Origin of the sequence: Clavibacter sp. MX14-G9D (assembly GCF_032917815.1) — a bacterium.
GTDB classification, from domain to species: domain Bacteria; phylum Actinomycetota; class Actinomycetes; order Actinomycetales; family Microbacteriaceae; genus Clavibacter; species Clavibacter michiganensis_K.
This window is the reverse complement of sequence record NZ_JAVCVL010000024.1, coordinates 1-22570: the sequence shown is the minus strand read 5'-3', so window position 1 is coordinate 22570 and position 22570 is coordinate 1. Positions and strand designations below refer to the sequence as shown.

22 protein-coding genes and 1 pseudogene are annotated in these 22570 nt (G+C 70.2%); 9 read left to right on the top strand and 14 right to left on the bottom strand.

The features are described 5' to 3' along the window. Positions 1-37: 37 nt before the first annotated feature. Entirely contained in the window at positions 38-1348 is a 1311-nt protein-coding gene (locus Q6969_RS04215) for an MFS transporter (RefSeq protein WP_317229329.1), read from the top strand. A gap of 104 nt (positions 1349-1452) precedes the next feature. Then, positions 1453-4179, top strand: a complete 2727-nt coding sequence (locus Q6969_RS04210) for a phosphoenolpyruvate carboxylase (RefSeq protein WP_317229328.1) — start codon at positions 1453-1455, stop codon at positions 4177-4179. A gap of 899 nt (positions 4180-5078) precedes the next feature. On the opposite strand, the gene Q6969_RS04205 is transcribed toward Q6969_RS04210, so the two are convergent. After that, positions 5079-5456, bottom strand: a complete 378-nt coding sequence (locus Q6969_RS04205) for a nuclear transport factor 2 family protein (RefSeq protein WP_317229327.1) — start codon at positions 5454-5456, stop codon at positions 5079-5081. Between the two features lie 250 nt (positions 5457-5706). Between Q6969_RS04205 and Q6969_RS04200 the strand changes: the two genes are divergently transcribed. After that, a complete protein-coding gene (locus Q6969_RS04200) occupies positions 5707-7086 on the top strand; it encodes an MFS transporter (RefSeq protein WP_317229326.1) in 1380 nt (459 codons plus the stop codon). 84 nt (positions 7087-7170) lie between these two features. Here the strand turns inward: Q6969_RS04200 and Q6969_RS04195 are convergent, their stop codons facing one another. From Q6969_RS04195 to Q6969_RS04180, 4 genes and pseudogenes are all read right to left on the bottom strand, one after another. After that, complete coding sequence (locus tag Q6969_RS04195) at positions 7171-8349, bottom strand: epoxide hydrolase (RefSeq protein ID WP_317229325.1); 1179 nt, start codon at positions 8347-8349, stop codon at positions 7171-7173. A 108-nt stretch (positions 8350-8457) separates the two neighbouring features. Then, a complete protein-coding gene (locus tag Q6969_RS04190; protein WP_317229324.1) occupies positions 8458-8751 on the bottom strand; it encodes a Dabb family protein in 294 nt (97 codons plus the stop codon). A gap of 12 nt (positions 8752-8763) precedes the next feature. After that, entirely contained in the window at positions 8764-9528 is a 765-nt protein-coding gene (locus Q6969_RS04185) for a glucose 1-dehydrogenase (protein ID WP_317229323.1), read from the bottom strand. Between the two features lie 119 nt (positions 9529-9647). Beyond that, positions 9648-10424 (bottom strand): annotated as a pseudogene (locus tag Q6969_RS04180) (NADPH-dependent F420 reductase); the annotation flags it as partial. A gap of 47 nt (positions 10425-10471) precedes the next feature. On the opposite strand from Q6969_RS04180, the gene Q6969_RS04175 reads away from it, so the two are divergent. From Q6969_RS04175 to Q6969_RS04165, 3 genes are all read left to right on the top strand, one after another. Next, a complete protein-coding gene (locus tag Q6969_RS04175; RefSeq protein ID WP_317229322.1) occupies positions 10472-10861 on the top strand; it encodes a MerR family transcriptional regulator in 390 nt (129 codons plus the stop codon). 63 nt (positions 10862-10924) lie between these two features. After that, positions 10925-12274: an NtaA/DmoA family FMN-dependent monooxygenase gene (locus tag Q6969_RS04170; protein WP_317229321.1), complete on the top strand. Its 1350-nt coding sequence runs from the start codon at positions 10925-10927 to the stop codon at positions 12272-12274. 79 nt (positions 12275-12353) lie between these two features. Then, positions 12354-13538: a hypothetical protein gene (locus tag Q6969_RS04165; RefSeq protein ID WP_317229320.1), complete on the top strand. Its 1185-nt coding sequence runs from the start codon at positions 12354-12356 to the stop codon at positions 13536-13538. An 82-nt stretch (positions 13539-13620) separates the two neighbouring features. Here Q6969_RS04165 and Q6969_RS04160 read toward each other — a convergent pair whose 3' ends face one another. From Q6969_RS04160 to Q6969_RS04135, 6 genes are all read right to left on the bottom strand, one after another. Then, the gene (locus tag Q6969_RS04160) at positions 13621-13977 is read right to left on the bottom strand and encodes a GntR family transcriptional regulator (RefSeq protein ID WP_317229319.1); all 357 of its coding nucleotides are present in this window, start codon (positions 13975-13977) and stop codon (positions 13621-13623) included. A 22-nt stretch (positions 13978-13999) separates the two neighbouring features. After that, complete coding sequence (locus Q6969_RS04155) at positions 14000-14935, bottom strand: hypothetical protein (protein WP_317229318.1); 936 nt, start codon at positions 14933-14935, stop codon at positions 14000-14002. Positions 14936-15368: 433 nt separating this feature from the next. Continuing rightward, positions 15369-15773: a hypothetical protein gene (locus Q6969_RS04150; protein ID WP_317229317.1), complete on the bottom strand. Its 405-nt coding sequence runs from the start codon at positions 15771-15773 to the stop codon at positions 15369-15371. A gap of 81 nt (positions 15774-15854) precedes the next feature. Further along, complete coding sequence (locus tag Q6969_RS04145) at positions 15855-16457, bottom strand: hypothetical protein (RefSeq protein ID WP_317229316.1); 603 nt, start codon at positions 16455-16457, stop codon at positions 15855-15857. Between the two features lie 378 nt (positions 16458-16835). Then, positions 16836-17234 (bottom strand): SdpI family protein, encoded by a 399-nt coding sequence (locus tag Q6969_RS04140; RefSeq protein ID WP_317229315.1) that lies wholly within the window; start codon positions 17232-17234, stop codon positions 16836-16838. A 70-nt stretch (positions 17235-17304) separates the two neighbouring features. Then, positions 17305-17745 (bottom strand): NUDIX domain-containing protein, encoded by a 441-nt coding sequence (locus Q6969_RS04135; RefSeq protein ID WP_317229314.1) that lies wholly within the window; start codon positions 17743-17745, stop codon positions 17305-17307. A 293-nt stretch (positions 17746-18038) separates the two neighbouring features. Between Q6969_RS04135 and Q6969_RS04130 the strand changes: the two genes are divergently transcribed. After that, positions 18039-18815 (top strand): hypothetical protein, encoded by a 777-nt coding sequence (locus Q6969_RS04130; protein WP_317229313.1) that lies wholly within the window; start codon positions 18039-18041, stop codon positions 18813-18815. 130 nt (positions 18816-18945) lie between these two features. Next, positions 18946-19380, top strand: coding sequence for a VOC family protein (locus Q6969_RS04125; protein WP_317229312.1), 435 nt, complete (start codon positions 18946-18948; stop codon positions 19378-19380). A gap of 118 nt (positions 19381-19498) precedes the next feature. Here Q6969_RS04125 and Q6969_RS04120 read toward each other — a convergent pair whose 3' ends face one another. From Q6969_RS04120 to Q6969_RS04110, 3 genes are all read right to left on the bottom strand, one after another. Further along, positions 19499-19732, bottom strand: a complete 234-nt coding sequence (locus Q6969_RS04120) for a hypothetical protein (RefSeq protein WP_317229311.1) — start codon at positions 19730-19732, stop codon at positions 19499-19501. Positions 19733-19976: 244 nt separating this feature from the next. Further along, positions 19977-20603, bottom strand: coding sequence for a DUF1349 domain-containing protein (locus tag Q6969_RS04115; protein WP_317229310.1), 627 nt, complete (start codon positions 20601-20603; stop codon positions 19977-19979). A 119-nt stretch (positions 20604-20722) separates the two neighbouring features. After that, positions 20723-21886 carry a low specificity L-threonine aldolase gene (locus tag Q6969_RS04110; protein WP_317229309.1) on the bottom strand — a complete coding sequence of 388 codons (1164 nt, stop codon included), beginning with the start codon at positions 21884-21886 and terminating at the stop codon, positions 20723-20725. Here Q6969_RS04110 and Q6969_RS04105 point away from each other — a divergent pair. Further along, positions 21885-22570, top strand: a 686-nt coding sequence (locus Q6969_RS04105; protein WP_317229308.1) for a DUF2254 family protein, incomplete at its 3' end; no start/stop codon positions are given. The two genes, Q6969_RS04110 and Q6969_RS04105, sit on opposite strands and share 2 nt — an antisense overlap.

Genomic DNA, 22570 nt, shown 5'->3' with positions numbered 1-22570 from the left:
GGCATCGCCCGCGGCCGGCCGGACGTACGCTTGCAGCATGCGGTCCTTCCGGCGTGCGGGGTCCGCGCGCACCCCCCAGCCCGGAGCGGGGGACGCCCCCGGCGACGGGTCGATGCCCGACGCGCGCGGCGCCGCACGCGGATCCCGCGCTCCCCGCGCCCCCCGGGCGAAGCTCCCGCGCGACGTGCTCGTCCTCGGCATCATCGCGTTCTTCGTCATGGTCGGCTTCGGCGTGGTCGTGCCCGTGCTCCCCGTGTACGCGCGCAGCTTCGGGGTCGGCAGCTTCGAGATCGGCGCCGTCATCTCCGCGTTCGCGCTGATGCGGCTCGTGATGAGCCCGTTCGTCGCCCGCCTCATGGACTGGACCGGCGAGCGCACCGTGCTCGCCGTCGGCCTCGGCGTCGTCGCGGTCTCCTCGGGGCTCGCGGGTCTCGCGCAGGACTACGTGCAGCTCCTGCTCCTCCGCGGCGCGGGCGGCATCGGGTCGGCCATGTTCTCGGTCGCCGCCATGACGCTCCTGCTCGGCTCCACGGATCCCGCCCGCCGCGCCCGCGCGATCGGCTTCTACCAGGGCGGCTTCCTCATCGGCGGCATGGCCGGGCCCGCGCTCGGCGCCGTCCTCGCGACCATCTCGCTCACCGCTCCCTTCTTCTTCTACGCCGCCACCCTCGCGGTCGCCGGCGCCATCGGCCTGCTGCTGCTCTCGAAGCGCACCGGCAGGGTCGACCCGGCGGCCCCCGTCGAGGCGCCGCGCGCGTTCCGCGAGGTGCTGCGCGACACCCGGTACCGCGGGGCGCTCCTCGCGAACCTCGGCAACGGGTGGGCGTCCATGGGCGTCCGCAGCTCGCTCATCCCGCTCCTCGTGGTCGAGGTGATCCGGGAGCCGGCCGCCTCCACCGGCATCGCGTTCGCGTGCGCCGCCGTCGTGCAGGCGCTCGTGCTCGCGCCCGCCGCGCGCTTCGTCGACACGGTCGGGCGGCGCCCCGCCATCGTCGGCGCGTTCGGCGTCGCCGGGGTCCTGATGATCGCGATCCCGTTCGCCCCGAACGTGATCGTGCTCACCGTGCTGCTCTGCCTGTTCGGCGCGGCGGCCTCCTTCATGGGCACCGCGCCGGCGGCCGCGGTCGGCGACGCGGCCGGCGGCCGCAGCGGGCGCCCCGTCGCGGTGTTCTCGATGGTCGCGGACCTCGGCGCGATCGTCGGCCCGCTGGTCGCCGGGTACCTCGCCGACGCGGTCTCGTTCCCCGTGGCCTTCGCCACGGGCGCCGTGCTGCTGCTCGCGGCCTCCGGCTACGCGGCCCTGCGCATGCCGCGGGACGAGCGGGCCCCCGACGTACCCGCCGCCTGATCCCGTTCCCGTCGGGGTCCCGGACGGCGGGATCGGTCGTCCCGGAGGCCGTCCTCGGACGTCATGCGCAGGATCCGCCTCCCGGGTTCCGTATCCTCGTGACCGTGACGACTCCCCCGAAGCCGCTTCCCCTCGAGCACGACTCCACCCGCGACGGCACCCGCGACGCCGTGGAGCCGGCCCTCCGATCCGACGTCAGCCACCTGGGCGGCCTGCTCGGCCAGGTGCTCCGCGAGTCCGGGGGCGACGACCTCCTCCGCGACGTGGAGCGTCTCCGCGAGCTGGTGATCGACGCGTACGAGAGCGCGCGCGACGCGTCCATCGACGACGCCGAGCGCCTCGTCGCGACCTTCACGCCCGAGCGTGCGGAGCAGGTCGCCCGCGCGTTCACCTGCTACTTCCACCTCGCGAACCTCGCCGAGGAGCACCACCGCGTGCGGGTGCTCCGCGAGCGCGAGGCGGCGGCGGGCTTCGTGCCGGACTCCGTCCCCGACGCGGTCGGCCGCCTCACCGAGGAGCTCGGTCGCGAGGAGGCCATGCGCCGACTCGGCGAGATGCGCTTCCACCCGGTGCTCACGGCGCACCCCACCGAGGCGCGACGCCGTGCCGTCGCCACCGGGATCCGCCGCATCGGCGACCTGCTCACCGAACGCGACGGCGCCGCCGCGGGCACCCTCACGGGCCAGGACGTCGACCGCCGCCTGCTCGAGGAGATCGACGGCCTGTGGCGCACCTCGCCGTTGCGCACCACCCGGCCGACCCCGCTCGACGAGGTCCGCACCGCCATGGGCGTCTTCGACCAGACGCTGTTCGAGGTAGTGCCGCGCGTCTACCGGCTGCTCGACGACTGGCTCCTGGGCGACGAGGCCGGCGTCCGCGAGGCCGTGGCGCCTGCGTTCTTCCGGCTCGGCAACTGGATCGCCGCCGACCGCGACGGCAACCCCTACGTCACCGCCGCCGTCACCGAGGAGGCCGCCGGGATCGCGAGCGAGCACATCCTCCTCGGGCTCGAGCGGGTCGCGCTCCGCGTCGGCCGCTCGCTGACCCTGGGCGACGCCGACACCCCGCCCAGCCCGGAGCTGCGGGAGCTGGCCGCCGCGCAGGACGCGCTCGCACCGCACCTCACGGCCCGCATCGGCACGCGCGCGCCCGCCGAGCTGCACCGCCGCGTGCTGCTCGTCATCGCGGGACGCCTCGCCGCGACGCGCGAGCGCCACGACGACCCGATCGCCTACCCGTCGGCCGCGGAGCTGCTCGCCGACCTGCGGGTGCTGCAGGGCTCGCTGCGGAGCGCCGGCGCGCACCGCATCGCCGGCGGCGAGCTGCAGGGCCTCATCTGGCAGGCGGAGACCTTCGGCTTCCACCTGGCCGAGATGGAGGTGCGCCAGCACTCGCAGGTGCACCGCGAGGCGCTCCGCGAGGCGCGGGCGGCGGCCGCCGCCGCCGCGTCCGGAGCGGACGCGCCCGAGCTCGCGGACATGACGGTCGAGGTGCTGGACGTGTTCCGCACGCTCGCCCGCCTCCAGGAGCGGCACGGCGTCGCGCCGTTCTCCCGCTTCATCGTCTCGTTCACGCAGTCCGCGGACGACATCCGCACCGTGCACGAGCTGGCGGCGCTGGCGCTCGGCTCGGCGGAGGACGCGCCCGTCCTCGACGTGATCCCGCTGTTCGAGACGTTCGCCGACCTCGACGCGAGCACCGAGATCCTCGACGGGATGATCCGCCTGCCGCAGGTCGAGGCGCGCCTCGCCGCCACCGGGCGCAAGCTCGAGGTGATGCTCGGCTACTCCGACTCCTCGAAGGACGTCGGGCCCGTCTCCGCGACCTTCGCCCTGTTCGACGCGCAGGCGCGCATCGCCGCGTGGGCGCGCGAGAACGACATCGAGCTGACCCTCTTCCACGGCCGCGGGGGCGCCCTCGGCCGCGGCGGCGGGCCGGCCGACCGCGCCGTGCGGGCGCAGCCGCCGGGATCCGTCGACGGCCGCTTCAAGCTCACCGAGCAGGGCGAGGTGATCTTCGCCCACTACGGCGACAAGCGCATCGCGGCCCGCCACATCGAGCAGATGGCGGCGGCGACCCTGCTCGCCTCCGCGCCCTCCAACGAGGAGCGCAACGCGGCCGCGGCGGAGGGCTCCGCGGAGATGGTCCGGGTCATGGACGAGGCGTCCCGCGCCCGGTTCTTCGAGCTCGTGAAGGCGCCCGGCTTCGCGCCGTGGTTCGCGCAGGTCACGCCCATGGAGGAGATCGGGCTGCTCGCGCTCGGGTCGCGTCCCGCCCGCCGCGGCCTCTCCGTCGAGTCGCTCGAGGATCTGCGGGCGATCCCGTGGGTGTTCGCGTGGACGCAGGCGCGGATCAACCTCACCGGCTGGTTCGGGCTCGGCTCGGCGCTGGCCGCCGTCGGCGACGAGGCCGTGCTCCGGAAGGCGTACGACGAGTGGCCGCTGTTCACGTCGATGATCGACAACGTCGAGATGTCGCTCGCCAAGACCGACGGCCGCCTCGCCGAGCGCTACCTCGCCCTCGGCGACCGGCCCGACCTCGCCGCGCTCGTGAGCGGCGAGATGGAGCTGACGCGCGAGTGGGTGCGGAAGGCCACGGGCCGCGGCGAGATCCTCGAGGGCCGGCCGGTGCTCCGCCGCGCGGTGCGCCTCCGGAGCCCGTACGTCGACGCGCTGTCGCTCCTCCAGCTGCGGGCGCTACGCGCGCTGCGGACGGCGACGGACGCTCCCGCGGGCGGCGCGCCCGGGCAGGCCGACCCGACGGATCCGGACCACCGGCTCCTCCTGCTCACGGTCAACGGCATCGCGGCGGGGCTGCAGAACACGGGCTGACCCGCGCGAGCATCGGGTGGCGCTCCGACAAGCTGCGTCCTCCATCTCCTCCGAGGACGACACCGGAGGGGATGGCGGTGGCGTGCGGCTGACTGTCCGTCCTCTCGCGCGTCTCCGGGCCGCGAGACGTCCCACGAGGTCACGGCACTGCGCTGATGCTCACCGACATCTGACGCGAGGGAGGCTCTGGCGCGATCGGGAGCGGATCACGGGCTCCGTGTCGGCGCGTCGAGCGGCGGGCGAGGACCTGCCGGGTGGCCCGCATCATGACCATTTCGACGGCGATTCCGTACCCCTGACTTCCGCGAATGCGGTGAGCGGGAGCGGAGGCCGCGATCAGCGGCTGACAGGCCACGGAAGGTGTCTCACGTGAACCCCCTTCACCGGACACTCCACCGGACGGGTCAATTGAGACTCGCGGCCCCGGCGGGGCGAGGGCCGGACCTCCGCCATCGGGGCCGTACGGTGAGCGGTCCCCTACCGGACACCCGAAGAGGCGGCGAAAGGAGCCTGTGTCAAGGACTGCATCGGGCGAGACAGAGGGGGGAGCGGTGGAGCTCACCGCCGCAGGGGGGCGGGTGCAGCGGTGAGCTCGTCGCTGTGGTCTTCTTCGGGTCGACGCACAGGTGCTCGCGGAGGCCGGCGGCTCATCGTCAGGGGGTATCGGACGAGGGGCCGGCACACGATGCGCGTGCTCGGGTAAGCACCAGACGTGAGTGACTGTACCTCTTGTGTCCTCCAAAGTGAGGACACCACCCCGAAGTGGGGCATGGGCAGTCTGCGCGAGTAGTTACTCCTCGGGCCATCGGACGAGGGTGGAGCACCGGCCACGGGACCTCGTCGGAGTGTGTGGAGAGCGCCCCCGTGCCGTTCCGGGCAGGGATCCTTTAGCGGAGTGATCAGGCGTTCGGTGCGGGTGCGAGTATTGCGCTTCCGGAGACAACCATCCAGCGCCCGGCGATTCGTTGCCACGCCCGGACGTATTGAAGCCGAGCCTCAATGCGTTTGCCGTGGTCGATCACAACGACGTCTACGACCGACCTGGTCTCGGCGCCGCCGGCAAAGTCCAGCGTGCTGCGACTGATTTCAGCGATCGACTCGAACTTCGTTGTGCCCGACGAATGCGCTCCGAGATCTTCGTCCCGGCTGATGCTCGAGCCTTCGGGTGTCGTGAAGATCAGCTCGGGTGCGAGCAGTTGACCAAGCGCATCGACGTCACTTGCGCGCATCGCGTCGAGCAATCGATCCTCGGCAGCTTCAACGGTTTCGTGGGACAAGGATGGGGACGACATTCGGAGAGAGTATCTCTGTTCGTTGCGCGGCCTGCGTCCGTACGGGGATCCCCTACCGGACTGCTAAAGCGGTACGCCAAGGAGAGCCCCGAGACCCTCGCCGAGCTCCGGACTTGACATTCACACTAATGTCAGTGTTGACGATGGGGGGATGACTACTTCTCTTCGTCCGCGCGAGCAGTCGCGGACTGCCGATCGCCTCCAGCCGGGAGACGCGCTCGTTATCGGCCTGCTGATGGCCTCCACGTTCCTGGTGCTGCTTAACGAGATGCTCCTGGGCGTCGCCCTGCCGACCCTCATCGCCGACCTCGACATCACCCCGTCAGCTGGTCAGTGGCTGACGACCGGGTACTTGCTGACTCTCGCGGTCCTGATCCCTGCCACCGGGTTCGTCATGCGGCGCTTCCACCTGCGGACGATCTTCCTCACCGCCCTGTCGGTCTTCATCGTCGGTACGGCCGTCTCTGCCATCGCCCCGAGCTTCGGGATCCTCCTTTCGGGTCGGATCATCCAGGCCATCGGGACGGCGGTGTTCCTGCCGCTGCTGATGACCACGGCGATCCGGCTGATCCCGGAGTCGCGGCGTGGCCGCATCATGGCCCTGGTGACCGCGGTGCCGGCCATCGCCCCGGCTGTGGGGCCCGCGGTGTCGGGTCTCGTGCTGACGTTCCTGCCGTGGCGGTTCCTGTTCATCCTCGTGCTGCCGCTCGCGGTCATCGCCCTCATTGCCGGTGCGCTGAAGCTGAAAAACATCACCACCCCGGAGCGGGCGTCGTTGGACCTCCTGTCCCTCGCGCTGTCCGCTGTCGGCTTCGGGGCCCTGGTGCTGGGGCTGTCCCTCATCGGGGAGTCGGCCTCGGGGCACGCTCCGATGCCGCCGCTGGTGCCGATCGTCATCGGCGTGGTCGGTGTGGCGGCGTTCGTCATGCGCCAGGTGGCGCTGCAGCGACAGGGGGAGGCGTTCCTGGACATGCGCATCTTCCGGAGCAGGAAGTTCGTGATCGCGGTGCTGATCATGCTCTTCGTCGCCATGAACGGTTTCGGGGTCGCGCTGGTCCTGCCGTTCGTCCTGACGGGTGCGCTGGGGCTCAGCACGCTCGCCATCGGGCTGTTCTTGCTCCCGGGAGGTGTGATCATCTCCGTCGTGTCCGCGCTCGGCGGGCGTGTCTACGACCGGTTCGGCCCGCTGCCCCTGACCATTCCGGGAGGTGTGATCTGGCCCGCGAGCATCTGGTTCCTCAGCACCCTGGACGACACGAGCAGCGTCGGGGCGTACCTGACCGGCTACCTCGTCATGACGGCAGGCCAGGCGATGATCTGGGGTCCCGTCACCACGCTCGCCTTGTCGTCGCTGCGCTCCGAGCTGTACCCCTACGGGACGGCCGCGTTCACCACGGTGCAGCAGCTCGCCGGTGCCGCCGGGGGAGCGGTCCTCGTGTCCGCGTACACGATCGGCTCCGGTGCGACGGACGCGGGGGCGCTCACCGTGGCGCAGACGGTGTCCGCCGGGGAGGCGGCGTTCATGACCGGCGGACTCATCGCGGTGGCCGGCCTCATCGGCACCCTGTTCATCGGACGCCGCGCTGCGGTGACCGAGACGACCGCCAGCAGCTGATCACCGTGCGACTCGACAGGCTCCCTCCTTCCGGAGGGAGCCTGTCGTCGTGCGCGGCCGCGGCTGGCCCCCCGATGCAGCCGTTCAGAGGCCGCGGAAGGTCGCCCGTACGTCGTCGACGAGGATCTCCGGCTGCTCGAGGAACGCGAAGTGCCCGCCTCGGGCGGCTTCAGAGAAGCGCACGAGGTCGAGGTACCGTCGCGCGGCCCACCGGCGTGATCGGCGGGAGTGGCTGCCGGGCATGACGGTGACACCGGTGGGGATCGTCACCGGGGCGTCGAGGGTGCCGTTGGTCGACCAGCCGGCTCGGGTCGCTTCCCAGTAGATGCGGGCGGCCGAGGTTCCCGCGTTGGGGAGCCAGTAGAGCATGAGGTTGTCGATGACCTCGTCGCGCGGGATGACATCCTGGAGGTGGCCGTGCTCGTCGTGCGTGCCGGCGACGTCCTGCATCATCGTGGTGATCCATGCCGCGAGTCCTGTGGGGGAGTCGCTGAGCGAGTAGCCGATCGTCTGCGGCCGCGTGGCCATCTCCTGCCGGTACGCGGACAGGGACTGCGAGTAGGTGTCGCCCTCGTCGAGCATCCGCTGCTCCTCGGGTGTCGCTGCTGTCTTCTCGTCCTCCGTCACCTCGAACGGCGTTTCGTTGAGGTGGATGCCGGCGAGCCCGATGTCGGCCTGCGCCTGGAGGGCGGCGAGCTCGATGGTCACGAACGCGCCGAGGTCCCCGCCCTGCGCGAACCACCGTTCGTAGCCGAGTCGGCGCATCAGCTCGCCCCATGCTCGCGCGATGCGCTCGATGGCCCATTCGCCCTCGGTCGGGTGCCCGGAGAACCCGAACCCGGGGACGCTGGGGATGATGACGTCGAACGCATCCGCGGTCGTGCCGCCGTGGGCCTCGGGGTTGGTCAAGGGGTCGATGGCGTGCCGAAACTCCAGCACGGAGCCCGGCCACCCGTGGGTGAGCAGCAGCGCCCGGGCCCCTGGCGCCTTCGAGCGGACGTGAACGAAGTGGATCTGGAGCCCGTCGATCTCCGTCGTGAACTGGCCCCACCCGTTCAGCAGCGCCTCCGTGCGTCGCCAGTCGTAGCCGCTGGCCCAGTGCTCGGTCAGCGGCCGGAGCATCTGAAGCTGCGCGCCTTGGGAGGTGTCGTCGACGGTCTCCGCCTCCGGCCACCTGGTGGCGAGGAGTCGACGGCGGAGGTCGGCGAGGTCGTTCTCCGATGCCGTGATGGTGAAGGGGTGGATGCCGGGGGAGGGGGGCATGGTCGGGATCCGTTCTCTGTGATCGGGTACGCAGGTCGAGGAGAGTCATGCGGTGGCGCGGGGATGCGAGAGGCCCCCGCGCGCAGCGCGGGGGCCTCTCGTGGGATGTCAGTGCTGGATGTCGAGGATGACGATGTCCTCGGGGTTCCGGAACTTGAGGATGTCCATCGCGATCTTCATGTGGGCGTCGTGTGTGGAGAACGCGTCCAGGGCGGCCTGGTCTTCGAGCTCGGCGACGAGGCCGAAGTCGTGGTTGCCGTCGGCGCCGATGTCGATGCCGCCCTCGAGGGAGATGAGGCCAGGGATCACGCCGACCAGGCCCTCGAGCCGGTCGATCGCTCCCTGCATCTGCTCGCGCGAAGTGTTCTCGTGGGTGCGGAACAGGACGATGTGTCGGATCATGCGGGTGGCTCCTTACTGGGCGGTGAAGCCGCCGTCGATGATGATGTCGGTGCCGGTGACGAAGCGGGCCTCGTCGGAGGCGAGGAAGAGCACGCCGTAGGCGATGTCGATCGGCTCGGCGGCGAACCCCATGGGGATCTTCGCCAGGACCGCTGCGGTCGTCTCCTCGGAGAAGGCCCGCATGATGGGCGTGTTGATCAGGCCCGGGTAGACGGTGTTCACCCGGATTCCCGCTGCGGCGACGTCGAGGGCGATCTCCTTCGTGATGGCGCGAAGCGCGCCCTTGGTGGACGAGTACGCCACGGAGCCGCCGCTGATGCCGCCGACCAGGCCCGCGGCGGAGGAGATGTTGACGATCGAGCCGGTGCCGTTCTTCTTCAGCTCCGGCATGACGGCCTTGATGCCCAGCAGCGTGCCGGTGATGTTGACGTTGAGGATCCGGGTGGTCTCCTCGGCATCGATGTCCCACACGTCCTCGCGGGTCTTGCCGGGGATCGCGGCGTTGTTGATGAGGATGTCCACGCGGCCGAAGGCGGCGATGGCCTTCTCGACGACGTCGACCCACTCGCTCTCGTTCGCGATGTTGTGCTTGTAGCCGATGACGGCATCGCGACCGAGCTCCGCGTTGATCTCCGCGACGGTCTCGGCCAGCAGGGTGTCGTTGACGTCGGTGGCGATGACCTGCGCGCCTTCCTGAGCGAAGAGCTTCGCCTCGACCTTCCCTTGACCGCCGGCGGCGCCGGTGATGATCGCGACCTTGTTGTCTAGGCGTCCCATGGTGTTCTCCTTCTGATGCGCACCGCTCCTGTGCGGTGCCTTCTTCTCTGCCGACTCTCGTGTCGGTGGTAGCCGTGTCCTGGCTCGAGCTGTCAGCTCGTGTCGGTGGCTGGTGGGGTTCAGTAGATGGCGCGGTTGAGGCGCACGAGGTAGTCGCCGCTGACGCCTCCGTCGGCCTCGGCGCGCTCGGTCACGACGTCGATGGCGAGGTCGCGGCGACGAGGTGACCGCGCCCGGTCGGCCTTCGCCAGAGCGGCAGGCACGTCCTCGGTGGTGAGGTCGGTGCAGTAGACGGGGTTGCCGGGCTGCTGCCGCCACGAGTCGGTCAGCGAGCCGGCGTCGAACGCGTCGAAGCCGGTATCCTCGACCAGCGACATCGCCAGCGCCTGTGCATCCGCGTCATCGCCGGCGACCGGGATCGCGATCCGCCCTGCGGTGCCCTTGGGGGTGCCGCGTTCGGCGAAGGACTGCGCCCCGATGGCGTTCCACGCCTTGATCACCGGTCGGCCGTACTGCTCGCTGACCCAGAGGCTCTCCACCTGGCCACCGTCGAGCTCCGCGATCGCCTCATCGCGCATGGGGTAGTAGTTCGACGTGTCGATCACGACCGCGCCCTCGGGAGCCTTGCGAACGAGCGGGGCGATGTCGGGGATCCGGTTCAGCGGCACGGACACGATGAGCGCGTCGACGCCCGTCGCGACTTCGGCCGCGTCCACGGCCCGTGCGCCTGTGCTGAGGGCCTTGCCTTCGATGGTCTCAGGTCCTCGCGAGTTCGCGATGGCCACGTCGTGGCCGGCTCCTGCGAGGCGTTGGGCGAGGGTGGCGCCGATCATGCCGGTGCCGATGATGCCGATCTTCATGCGGTTGTGCCTTCCGTTCTGTGGTCTCCCTCGAGTCTTGACGTTGCCATTAGTGTGAAGGTCAAGACCAGATGGAGGAACGGATGCGAATCGGAGAGCTCGCGAAGAAGACCGGTGTGCCGGCGCGCATGCTGCGGTACTACGAGGAGCAGGGCCTGATCACGCCGGACCGGCTGCCGAACGGGTACCGGGAGTACGGGGACTACCTCGTCGACCGGGTCAACAAGATCCGTGGTCTCGCCGACACTGGGATCCCGTCGCGGATCATCATGGACATTCTCCCGTGCCTCGATCAGCCGCAGGCGATCGTGGTCCGGAACGCCTGGCCGGGACTGCGAGACACCCTGACGCACGAGCGGGACCGCATGTCGGAGAAGATCGACTTCCTGATCCAGAATCGCGACGCCATCTCCAGCTACATCGATGCCCTCGACGTCCTGGAGGCGGACGGGCAGCTCGAGCGCGCGAGCTGAGGGCTGGTCGCTAGGTACTCTCTGCTTGACCTTCCACCAGTGTGAAGGTTCGACACTGGGTCCATGACCGCAGACACCCCTCGCACTGCCCCACAGATGCTCATCGCCATGCAGCTCGTCGGCGGCTTCGGCGGCGTCCCCGGCGCCTGGCGCCTGCCCGGTGTGCCGCTGGATAGCTACACGAGCATGGACGAGCACGTCCGCCACGCGCAGTCCGCCGAGCGCGGCAAGATCCACCTGCTCTTCTTCGCTGACACCCCGGCCCTGGAGACCGACCTCGACGTGCAGCCGCAGCGGCACGTGATCGATCCGGTGGTCGTGATGACCTCCATCGCCCGCGAGACGTCGCGCATCGGCCTGGTCGCGACCGCGTCCACGACTTTCAACGAGCCGTACAACGTTGCCCGGCAGTACAAGGCGATGGACGTGGTCAGCCACGGCCGGATCGGCTGGAACGCCGTCACGACGTCGAACCCGGACGCGGCCGCGAACTTCGGCGCGCAGGTGCCGCCGCGGCCGGAGAAGTACGCCCGGGCGCACGAGTTCATCCAGATCGTCGAGGCGCTCTGGGGGAGCTGGGAGAAGGACGCGCTGATCGGCGACGTCGACGCCGGTCGCTACGCGGACGCGGGGAAGATCCGGCCGATCAACCTCGGCGGGAAGTACGTCGCCTCGGTCGGTCCGCTCCCGATCCCTCCATCGGAGCAGGGCCAGCCGGTGATCTTCCAGGCCGGGGGAGGGCAGAACGGGCTCGAGCTCGCCGGCCGCTACGCCGACGGTGTCTACGCGAACCCGTTCGACATCCCCTCCGCCCGCGCCCAGCGGGAGGCCCTGCGGGAGGCGGCCGTCGCGGCCGGCCGGGACGCGGACGACATCAAGATGTTCGCCGGCTTCATGCCCACCGTCGGCGCCACGAAGCGCGAAGCCCTCGACCGTCGCCGGTTCCTGGACGAGTCGCTCGACCTCCGCCAGCGCGTCGCGTACCTCGGGCACATGATCGGGCTGCCGCTGCGCTATGAGGACATCGACGAGCCTGTGCCCGCGGAGCTGCTCGCCCGCGCTGTCGCCAGCCCGGGCGACCCGCGGTCCGCACGCGCCCTCCAGGTGGTGCGCGAGGGCTGGTCGCTCCGCGACGTCATCGCGCACGGCGTCATCGACTTCCACCCGGTCGTCGCCGGCACGGCGGAGGAGATCGCGGACTTCATGCAGGAGTGGTTCGAGGCCGGAGCCTGCGACGGGTTCTCCCTCTCCATCGACAGCCTCCACGACGGGGTCGATGACTTCGTCGACCAGGTCGTCCCGATCCTCCAGGAGCGCGGGATCTTCCACCTCGATTACGAGGGCGCGACGTTGCGCGAAAACATGCACGCGGCGCCACGCTACGGACGAGACCCGCGCGTCCTCAGCCAGTAGGGAAGCGTCCGGGTAGGGATCCCCTCTCGGACACCGGCGGGGGCGGCGATGCGGAGGCTGTCGCTGCCATGATCGGCAGATGGCGCCGACGCTGAGAGACGTGCACATGTGGCCGGACACCGGCTGGCCGGACCGCCGGTGGTGTCCGCCGGAGATGGACGACGACCCGCACGCGCCGGTCCTCGAGATGGACGCGCTCCTGCGTGGGTCGAAGAAGGTCACCGAGCTCCTCGGCGAATGCCTCGCGGAAGAGAGCATCACGACGCCGTTCACGAGCGTCCGGCTGATGCCCGGTGAGCCCTCCGTGAGCGGTGACCTCGAGGTCGAGATCTCGGACTACATGGCTGGCGGTGAGGACATCGCGCACGTCGGTGTCCCGGTGGGTTTCCACGACCTCGGCGTCCGCGAGAGGGATGCGCTGGTGCTGCTGATGTGGCGGGAGACCTTGAAGCGGCTCGTGGCGCGTCGCGGCGGCGACCCTGCTGTCGTGGACCGCGCCGCCGACGCCGCCCGTCGCGATGACTACGAGATCCCGCGGCACGGCCCGTGGAAGCAGGACCGCAGCCGGTCCCGCCGGATGCGGCTGGTCGGTGTCCTCCGCGACGACGGCTTCCTCCGGCTCCGGGTCGAGGTGGAGGAGCTGCGCGGCGAGCGGTCGTCGCGGCTGTCGGACGAGATCGTCGGCGGATCCACGTACTGGCACTTCCACCGTGCGGCGCGGAGTCTGCGGTGGACGTCGAGCACGACCGCGGAAGGGGTGTCGGTCCCTGGCATCATCCTGGGCGACCGCGGGAGCTTCGTGCTCGATGCAGAGACGGGGTCCGTCGAGGTGCGCGGCGGTCATCGAGAGCCCTTGCCCATCGAGCCGACCGGCCCTGCGAGGGCGATCGGGTTCCGCTTCGTCGAGCAGCCGGACGACCACATCCAGGTCTACTGGGGCGGGGGAGGCCCGACGAACGAGGTCCCGCAGGAGTACCTCGACGAGATGGACCGCCTGGGCGACGTGCTGGACTCTCCCGAGTGGATCGACTGGTGGCGGCTCGTCGACGTCGACGAGGTGCGCGCGTACGTCGACTACCTGCCGTCGAGCTCCGCGTCGATCGTCCGCTTCCGCGGCCGTTCGCTCAGCGTCACCATCAAGCGCCCGGCCGACACGATCCCGGCGGGCACCGACGCCGTGCTCCTCGCGCGGCAGGACACGGCGTCCGTGCTCGTCCGCATCGCGGAGCGCCGCAAGATCCAGCCGGCGCCCGCGCTGGGGTGATCGTGCGTCCGTCCGGGCAGGGATCCTCTGTTGAAACAGGAAGTACGGGTCGGACGTCTCTCGCGCTTAGGCCTTTGCGCGGTCATGGATCTGATCGTGTTGCCCATGCGGCTCGGATCGCGCCCAGCGCTTGCTCGAGATCGACTCCCGCGACCGTCGCGACGTATCGCTGCGCTGCGTCCTGGACCGTGGCGGCGTGGTGGTGGCCAGCGGCCACGCGCGTGCCTTTCGAGCGGTTGGTGGCAAGGAGCCCTTCTGACTCAAGGAGCGCGTAGGCCTTGCCGACTGTCCCGGGGGCGACTCGCAGGTCCGCTGCGAGCTGACGGACGGTCGGCAGGCGCTGGTCTGCAGGTAACGTGCCCGCCCGAACGAGGTCCGCGATCTGCACACGAATCTGTTCGTAAGGAGGCAGGGCGTTGCTCGGGTCGATGCGGATCACAGCCGGCCTTCCGTGGTGCGCGTCATCGAGTCGGCTCGGCTGCACGGAGGCTGGCGCGGGGGAGTGCGAGAGCCTGGCGGGTCGCGAAGGCGAGACTGACGCCAGAGAGGACGACGCTGACCAGTCCCGTGGCCACGAACATGATGCCCAGCGCGGTCCATCCTGGGTGGGAGGTCGGGAGGACCGCGGAGAGCAGGGCCCGTCCCGAAATGGCTGCGGCGCCGCCGAAGGGCAGCGTGAGAGAGAAGACCGCGATCGCCGAGACGATGCGCATGGACTCGCGCCGCCAGGCCGTGTCCAGACTCACGAGAGCGGGGTCGGGGAACGCAGGAGTCGCGCTGATGCGAGCCATGGTCGAGATCGTGACGACGATCAGCACGACGCAGGTACCCAGAAGGGGCAGACCGTAGAACCATCCGGCGTACGGGCTGGACGCAGACACGGTATCCGGCGAGGTGAATGCGATCGCTCGTGACAGGCCGAGGTCATCGGGCGAGGACGTGACTCCCGTGACGATCACGAAGGCCACGAGACAGATCAGTGCAATGATCGGTGGCAGGGACAGCGAGCCGCTGAGGTACGACGCCACAGTTCGCGGGGTGAGTGAGGCGCTACGCACCGCGGAAGGCGAGACGGCATGACGCAAGGCAGGGACGAGGCTGTAAAGCAGTAGCCCGACAGACGCAGACACCGGTGCTGCTAATAGGAGCGGAAGGCCCAGGAGCGGGGCGACGCTCAAGCCCAGCGCCGACATCACGACCAAGACCACGACGGAGGCACCGATCGCGGCGACCGCTCTCTGGCGAGCTCTACGTAATGCCGACATGTGCATGGCGTCAATATTTACGTCTGCAATCACCGCCCGTCGTCTTGCCGACGCAGCAAAGACCGCGATCGCGCACGTGAGAATGAGAGTGACCGCGAGCAGCGGTAGGCCGAGTGCTATCGGGTCCACCATGACCCACCTCCTGTGTCACCTGGACGGTACAAGGGTGAGAATCTGTGTGTCAAGTGCGTAGTACAAGACCTGCCGATACGGTGAGGGTGCGTCCGAGGAGGGATCCCTTGGGGGTCATCCTGAGGAACCGGTTGACGTCCACGGTGCAGGCGACCGGTCGGTGCACGTGGCATGGGCGCGCTGGGGTGTGCGACCTCACTGGAGGACACCGACAGCCCGGTACGGTCGCAACGCGGGTAGTAAGAAGCGGCCGCAGGCGGCGGACTACGGGCCAAGAGGTCGCGCGGTCAACGCGAGAACCCCCAGCCGGGGCTAGGGGTTCGCGGGGCGCAAGAACCCGTGAGCGACTACGAAGAAGATCGCAGAGGGCCCGCTTCAACCACTGTGAGTCACGGCTTCTGTGCCACCGAGCTGCTGCGCGGACTGTGTGACGTCATGCGGCGCTGTCGAGGCCCTCTGGCGAGTCGGGCGTCTCACGCCGCAGTGCGTACCGTGCAGCGCCCGCGGCGATGGCAGCGAGCACGACGGAGATGACCAGCAGAGTCACGGCGTCGATCACGGCTTCGGGCGAGAGGAGCAGGCGTGGTCCTCCGACGGTGAGGACGACGAGCATGATGATGGCGAACGTGCGCCGGGAGGAGCCGAAGAAGTAGGCCACCAGCGGACGGGATGCGATCGTGATCGCTGGCACGGCGAGGGATCCGGCGATGACTGCTGCACCCAAGAGCCATGGCGCCGCATCTCCCGTGCCCTGGCGCCATGCGGTGACGGCGGCCCAGAGGCTCCCCCACGCGCTACCCAGCAGAAGCGGATACAGCCACCGTGCGAGGTCTCTCATCGGTCCACTCTCCTATCTCGTCCAATCGGGCCGGGACGGCGAGGTCGGGGGCACGTGATGACGCCCCCGACCTCGAGGAACTCAGTCGTTGTTGCGCTGGAACGTCTCGATGACCTTCTTGACCGCCGGTCGGAGGGTGTCCTTGATCGGCTGCGTCAGGGTCTTCTTCGCTGCGGCGCCGATGGCGCCGCCGGGCACGGCTCCGAAGACGCAGTCCACGCCGATGCCGAGGGCGATGTCGGTGGCGCTGTCCACGCCACCGGTGCGCAGGGCGTTCTTGACCTGGTCGGCTCCCTCGCCGAGCATGACGCTGCCGGCGCATCCGATGATCGCGGCTGCCGCCCACACAGGGAGCGCCTGCGTCGACACCTCGCCACTACCGCCGTTGCCGGTGGTCAGCAGGTGCTGGCGGAACGCCGCCGCATCCGCCGCGGTGATCTCGCCCCGCGCTTCTGCCGCCGCGAGCGCAGCCTCCGCCTCGCGCACGACCGCGTCAGCGTCCTCTCTGGTGAGGCCCACTTCCGCGAGCTCGGCCTCGGTCAATGTCGGTGCGCTGATGGATGCCGGCGCGATGACGGCATTCGTAGCTGTCGGGGCGGCGGATGCCATCGACGTCGACGTCAGCACCAGGCCCCCGGCCAAGAGGACTGCGGTGGGGATGCGATAACGGTGCGCGTTCATCATTCTCCTTCATCGAGTACTGATTGGTGCCACCGAACGTACGCAGGGTGCGTCCAGCTCGACAAGCAGCCGACCGCCACCGCGCACGCCCCCTATCTAATGAATCCGGCTCTCGTCAGGCAGTTAGGCCGTTGCTCCAAAAAACCTGGCAATGCCTAGGTGAGGCGATGAAGCTACAATCGCTGGACTGAACACGGCGAATCTCATCTTTAGGGACCGTCTACCTGATGGAATCTCGAGGAATCTGCGGTTGGCCATTGAATGACCAATTGGTGATGAGGTGGATCAGCGACGTGATTTTCGTTTCTGGCCGTGCCCGTTTGCCTGGCGCGAAAAGATTCTGCGGTCCAAGTCTCACGCGGGTCAGTACCTTTTCCCGGCTCAGTGCCCCCGGTCGCGCTCCGGCCTCCGCCCGTGCTCGCTCTGCTGCGCCTCGCGTGCCGCCCGCCCGCCGACGACCGTCCCATGGATCGCGAAGCCGAGCATCGCGAGGCACCCGGCGAGAACCGTGGCCAGCACTGCTCCGATCGGCACGGGCAGCACCGTGGGGACCGCCGAGGCGATCGCGCACGCGCCCGCCGCGAGGGTCGACCGCTTTGCCCGCTGATGCGCGGCGAGCCAGGCGGCGTCGCTCGCGAGCGTCGACGCCGTGCGGATGCCCGCGACCTGGTTGCGCCCCAGCCTCCCGCTCGCCGTGCTGTGCGCGACCCGGATGACCAGTACCCCGCTGGCGACCATGACCAGGCCCAGCACAATCCGTCCGATCACGTCCTCGTCCATCTTCCGAGCCTAGGAAGGGCCGGCCGGGACGGCGAATCCGACCCTCCCGCGGCGTCCGGGCCGGGATCCTCTACTGGCCGGCTCGTGTCGTGACGCCGATCATCGATCCGAGCCCGGCCGACAGCACGTGCGCCTTGTCCAGCGGGAGCCACCAGCACGTCCAGCGCACGGGTCCGCCGCCATGTGCGGGGGTGGGTTCTCGAGCTGCCCACCGCTCCTCGACGTCGGCGGGGGTCATCCTCATCTCGACGAAGTGGCGGACGGCGACCTCGTCGCGCGTCGGTCTGAGGTCGTACCGATCGACGCCGACCAGACGAACGACCTGGCCGTCGCGGCCCGTCTCCTCGGTGAGCTCGCGGACGGCCGCGTCCTCGGGCGTCTCGTCTGCCTCGATGCTGCCGGCAGGCACCTGCACACCCGTGGTGGTGAGGGGGATCGCATCGTGGGTGAACACGAGGAGGTGGTCGTGCTCGATCACGTTGCAGACCACCTTGTCGACTTCGCGGGGCATGGCACCACCGTAGAGGGGTGTAGACGTCCGGGGCAGGGTGGGGCGTGGCAGCGAGAGCTTCCGGGTGGCATCCCTCACGGCGCCGGGTCGTCCTGTCGAGTCCAGCTCGCGGGGCACGACTTGCGCGTCTGTCGCGGGATCAGTCACTCCAGGGAGGGATGCGGGCACGGGGCTCGCGTGAGGAGGCTGGGTCGATGCAGCATCGAGGAGCGGGCCCCGACCTTCCTGCGGCAGCTCCGCGCCGAGAACCGATGAACCGGGCGATGCGCCGGGGGTTCGCGCTCTCTGCCTCCGTGGTCATCGCAATCCCGGTGCTCGTGGGGCTCGGGGTCGGGGCGACGTCGCCGCCGGCCGTAGTGACGACCGTGGTGCGCGCGGACGGGACCGAGGAGCGCATCCAGTGGCGTGATCACCCCGGGCATGCGGAGTGGAGCGCCGCCGAAGCGCTGGCGGCTCCTCCGCCCGATGAGGCGATCGCTACGCAGGAGTCGATGGTGCGGGAGATGACGGACCGGCTGGGTTCGCGGTTCGGGATGTCGTGGTCGTCGGGCCCGGATCCTGCTCAGGCGGAGTCGATCACGTTCGAGACCGAGAACAGGTGGGGCGGGTCGTCCATGCTGCGAGGGGTGAACCTGCCGACGTGGCAGTCGGATGCGGTGCCGGGCACATGGGCGGGGAAGCAGGAGGCGATGCGGATCATGGGCGAGGTGCTGGTGGCGCACGGCTGGTCCGAGCCGTACCTCGATCAGGAGCGGTGGCCGGAGGATCCCGAGGACCTCGTCGAGATGCACGGAGGGTCGCGGCCGGAGGACCAGGTGCTGGTGGCTGGGGGCGCCGAGGGGCCCCACGGTCAATGGATGTTCTTCTCGTTCCAGGACATGTCCCTGGACGACGCGGAGGGCACGTTCGCGAAACGGAACGAGGGAGCCGCCGACTACGGGTGGGAGCAGAACTCGATCAACATCAGCTTCGGAGCCAGCGGGCTCCTGCCTGCGGGAGACCGGGCGGAGTTCGAACGCCGCGCGGCGCCCTTCGTCGGGTTGCCGCAGCCGGACGCACTCGAGGACTAGCCGAGCGGCGCGTCCGGTGAGGGGCGATCACGAGGAATGGTGCATGTTCGTCGCTGCGCTGACGCGTCTAGGCGGAGCAGCCGAACGTGCCTGGACGTTCTCAGGTCGACGATCGGAATACCCTGCGGACATGGTCCTGCACATGCGACAGATCGTGCTCGACGCCGAGGACGCGCGAGAGCTCGCCGCGTTTTACCTCGCCCTTCTGGGTGGCGAGTACCGCGCAGGAGACGAGCCCGCCGCCGACGGCTCGGACGACAACGCTGACTGGGTCGCGATCCGCACCGCGGAAGGGGTGGACATCACGGTGCAACGGGTGGACGAGTTGCCGCGAGTGACCTGGCCGCACGGACCGGTACGTCAGCAGCTGCACCTCGACTTCACCGTCACGGATGCCGATCAGCTCGAACGGCACAGAGATCGAGCAGTCGCGCTGGGCGCCACGGTCCTCGATGATCAGAGCGCCGATCCGGACGGCGCGCTCTACGTCCTCGCCGATCCGGCGGGGCACCCGTTCTGCATGTTCGTCGCCGACGACGGATCGGCACAGCCGAATGCCTCGTGATCAGTTCGCGGCCACCGACGAGGTCGCCTGCTAGGCGGCCGGTCGCCGATCCCCAGCCGGACACCCGGGGACATGGGGTGTGGCGCCGCTGACTCCTGGCCGGGGGATGCCCTGCGGTCTACTCGCCGCGCTTCTCTCGGCGGCGCTGCCGGACGGCGAGCACCAGCGCGAACGATGCGAGGACGACCAGGAATGCAGCCATTCCCCAGATGGGCAGCCCGAGACCTCGCCGGGCGGGTGCGTCGGAGCCGGGAAGGAGGATGCCCACGACGCCGGCGACCAGCAGGACGGAGAAGAAGACGATGGCATGCCGTGCCGACTGCCGATGGTCGGTCGTGAGCAGCCACTTCATCGGTTCCGCCTCCCGGTGCGACTGGGTCGAACCCAGGGGGTCGCCGCACCTCGCACGGAGCCGCCATCGTCTCCGGATCCCCTCACCGTGGCATCCGGCAGCAGTTCCGTCGCCGAGTCGGGTGGCAGGGTGCGGTCGTCGGCCCGCGTGAGCGCAGCTCCCACGGAGTCGGAGGGGAGCTGCGGCGCGGTCGAGTTCCTCGGCGCCTCCCGGCCGCGCGCGGCGCCGGGTGCCGTGGCCGGTCTCAGGACTCGTCGCGGAAGTCGGTGATCGTGCGCTCCACGAGGCGTGCGTCGTCGAAGGTGACGTCGCAGCCGTCGCTCTGGGGGGACTGCGCCTCGAACCCGACCTCGAGCGGCCGGTCGCCGCCCGGGAGCGAGAACGCGCGGATCAGCGACCATCGGTCGCCGTCCAGGGACGCGTGGAAGGCGAAGACCCTCCCCTTCCGGGACACGCGCAGGTGCACGTGGTCGCCGTCGATGGTGAAGGCGTTGGCGTCGTCGGAGACGCGGTCGTTGACGACGCTGACGATCATGCCCTGCCGTTGCGGGGAGGACTCGAAGCAGAGCTTCGCCCACGTCTCGCGGTCGTGACGCAGGAACAGCACGCCGGCGTCGAACGTGCCCGTGAAGCGCACGCGGACGTGCGCGCTGAGCTGGAAGTCGCCCGCGGGGGCGTCGGTCAGCAGCGTCGCGGCGTCGTGCAGCGTCGACGACGTGACCTGGCCGGCGTCGTCGCCGCCCGGGTCGGTGAAGATGTCCGTGCCCGGGATGCTCGTGACGGTGATGCGGCCCGTGGTGGGATCGACCTCCCATCGGCCCTCGGGGAACGGGCGGAAGGGCGTGCTGATGCCGGGGATCTCGAGGGTCATGTGCTTCGTCCGTCCAGGTCGAGGAGCGAGGGACGCTGCCGCGCCGTCCGCTCCGGGGTCGGGCTGCCCGTCACGGGCGGCGTGTCCGCGGTGCGCGGTGCGCCGTGCCAGCTTGGCAGCTACGCCGCGCCGACCTCCCGGCGGATCGCCGCCGCGAACCGGTCGATGTCGTCCTCGGTGGTGTCGAAGGAGCACATCCAGCGCACCTCGCGGCGGGCCGGGTCCCAGTCGTAGAAGCGGAACTCGCCGCGGAGGCGGTCGGCGACGCCCTCGGGGAGGATCGCGAACAGCCCGTTCGCCTGCGTCTCCTGCGTGAACTCCACGCCGTCCACGCCGTCGAGAGCCGCCCGAAGGCGCGCGGCCATGCCGTTCGCGTGGCGGGCGGAGCGGAGGTAGAGCGGCACGCCGTCGACCTCGGATCCGAGGAGCGCCAGCAGCTGCGCGCTCACGAACCGCATCTTGGACGCGAGCTGCATGTTGAGCTTGCGGAGGTAGACGAGGCCCTCGGACGCCTCGGGGTCGAGCACCACGATCGCCTCGCCGTAGAGGAGGCCGTTCTTGGTGCCGCCGAAGCTCACCACGTCGACGCCCGCGTCGGACGTGAAGGCGCGGAAGGGGGCATCCAGCGTGGCCGCGGCGTTCGACAGGCGGGCGCCGTCCATGTGCAGGCGCATGCCGCGCTCGTGGGCGTGGTCGGCGATGGCCCGCACCTCGGCCGGCGTGTAGACGGTGCCGAGCTCGGTGGTCTGCGTGATGCTCACGGCGAGCGGCTGCGCCCGGTGCTCGTCGCCCCAGCCCCACGCCTCGCGGTCGATGAGCTCGGGCGTGAGCTTGCCGTCCTCGGTGGGCACCTGCAGCAGCTTGATGCCCGCGACGCGCTCGGGCGCGCCGCCCTCGTCGGTGTTGATGTGCGCGGTGGTCGCGCAGACGACCGCGCCCCAGCGTGGCAGCATCGAGAGGAGGCCCGTGACGTTGGCGCCCGTGCCGTTGAAGACGGGGAACGCCTCGGCCCCGCGCCCGAAGTGCTCGCCCACGACCTCCTGCAGGCGGGCCGTGTACGCGTCGCCGCCGTACGCGACCTGGTGCCCGCCGTTCGCCGCGGCGATGGCCTCGAGCACCTCGGGGTGGATCCCGGAGTAGTTGTCGGAGGCGAACCCGCGGGCGGCCGTGTCGTGGAGGTGGAGGGGGGAGGCGGAGGCGGAGGAGGTGGTCGCGTCGGTCACCTGTCCATCCTCGCCTACCCGCCGGATGGTCGACGCGCCCTCCCCGTAGCCTGCGACCATGCGATCCCGGCTGCTCCACGCCCGCGAGTCCTTCTGGCTCCTGCCCGCTCTGCTCGGCGTCGCGGCGGTGGTCCTCGCCCTCGGGCTGGTGGAGGTCGACCGCCTGCTCGTCGCCGCCGGGATCGACGACATCCCGCTCGTCGAGGACCTGTCGGCGACCGGCGGGCGCGCGATCCTCTCCGCCATCGGCGGCACCATGCTCGGCGTCGCCGCCACCTCGTTCTCCATCACGATCTCCGTGCTCGCCACCACCTCGTCCGCGTACGGGCCGCGGCTGGTGCGGAACTTCATGGCCGACCGCGGCAACCAGGTCGTGCTCGCGGTGCTCACCTCGACGTTCCTGTACGCGCTCATCGTCCTGCGCTCCATCCACACGGAGGACGACGGCGTGGTCGGCTTCGTGCCGGTGCTCGCGGTGAGCGCCGCGGTGCTCCTCGCGGTCGCGGACGTCGCCGTGCTCGTGTACTTCATCCACCACATCGCCGTGTCCGTGCAGGTCACGACGCTGCAGACGCGCGTGCTCCAGGACCTGGAGCGCGTGATCGACGTGACGCGGCCGGAGCGGGAGGAGGCGGCGGTGCGTGCGGCGACGGACGCGGTGCCCACGGGCGCGGGGCCGACGGGCGCGGTGCGCGTCGTGCGCGCCACGGGCACCGGGTACGTCGCGGGCGTCGACCTGGCGGC

Excerpts from the sequence above, each read along its gene's own strand:
- Q6969_RS04215 (WP_317229329.1), top strand. The coding sequence starts at position 38 with ATGCGGTCCTTCCGGCGTGCGGGGTCCGCGCGCACCCCCCAGCCCGGA.
- Q6969_RS04200 (WP_317229326.1), top strand. The coding sequence starts at position 5,707 with ATGGCCTCCACGTTCCTGGTGCTGCTTAACGAGATGCTCCTGGGCGTC.
- Q6969_RS04195 (WP_317229325.1), bottom strand. The coding sequence starts at position 8,349 with ATGCCCCCCTCCCCCGGCATCCACCCCTTCACCATCACGGCATCGGAG.
- Q6969_RS04190 (WP_317229324.1), bottom strand. The coding sequence starts at position 8,751 with ATGATCCGACACATCGTCCTGTTCCGCACCCACGAGAACACTTCGCGC.
- Q6969_RS04185 (WP_317229323.1), bottom strand. The coding sequence starts at position 9,528 with ATGGGACGCCTAGACAACAAGGTCGCGATCATCACCGGCGCCGCCGGC.
- Q6969_RS04175 (WP_317229322.1), top strand. The coding sequence starts at position 10,472 with ATGCGAATCGGAGAGCTCGCGAAGAAGACCGGTGTGCCGGCGCGCATG.
- Q6969_RS04170 (WP_317229321.1), top strand. The coding sequence starts at position 10,925 with ATGACCGCAGACACCCCTCGCACTGCCCCACAGATGCTCATCGCCATG.
- Q6969_RS04165 (WP_317229320.1), top strand. The coding sequence starts at position 12,354 with ATGGCGCCGACGCTGAGAGACGTGCACATGTGGCCGGACACCGGCTGG.
- Q6969_RS04155 (WP_317229318.1), bottom strand. The coding sequence starts at position 14,935 with ATGGTGGACCCGATAGCACTCGGCCTACCGCTGCTCGCGGTCACTCTC.
- Q6969_RS04150 (WP_317229317.1), bottom strand. The coding sequence starts at position 15,773 with ATGAGAGACCTCGCACGGTGGCTGTATCCGCTTCTGCTGGGTAGCGCG.
- Q6969_RS04145 (WP_317229316.1), bottom strand. The coding sequence starts at position 16,457 with ATGATGAACGCGCACCGTTATCGCATCCCCACCGCAGTCCTCTTGGCC.
- Q6969_RS04140 (WP_317229315.1), bottom strand. The coding sequence starts at position 17,234 with ATGGACGAGGACGTGATCGGACGGATTGTGCTGGGCCTGGTCATGGTC.
- Q6969_RS04135 (WP_317229314.1), bottom strand. The coding sequence starts at position 17,745 with ATGCCCCGCGAAGTCGACAAGGTGGTCTGCAACGTGATCGAGCACGAC.
- Q6969_RS04125 (WP_317229312.1), top strand. The coding sequence starts at position 18,946 with ATGGTCCTGCACATGCGACAGATCGTGCTCGACGCCGAGGACGCGCGA.
- Q6969_RS04120 (WP_317229311.1), bottom strand. The coding sequence starts at position 19,732 with ATGAAGTGGCTGCTCACGACCGACCATCGGCAGTCGGCACGGCATGCC.
- Q6969_RS04115 (WP_317229310.1), bottom strand. The coding sequence starts at position 20,603 with ATGACCCTCGAGATCCCCGGCATCAGCACGCCCTTCCGCCCGTTCCCC.
- Q6969_RS04110 (WP_317229309.1), bottom strand. The coding sequence starts at position 21,886 with ATGGTCGCAGGCTACGGGGAGGGCGCGTCGACCATCCGGCGGGTAGGC.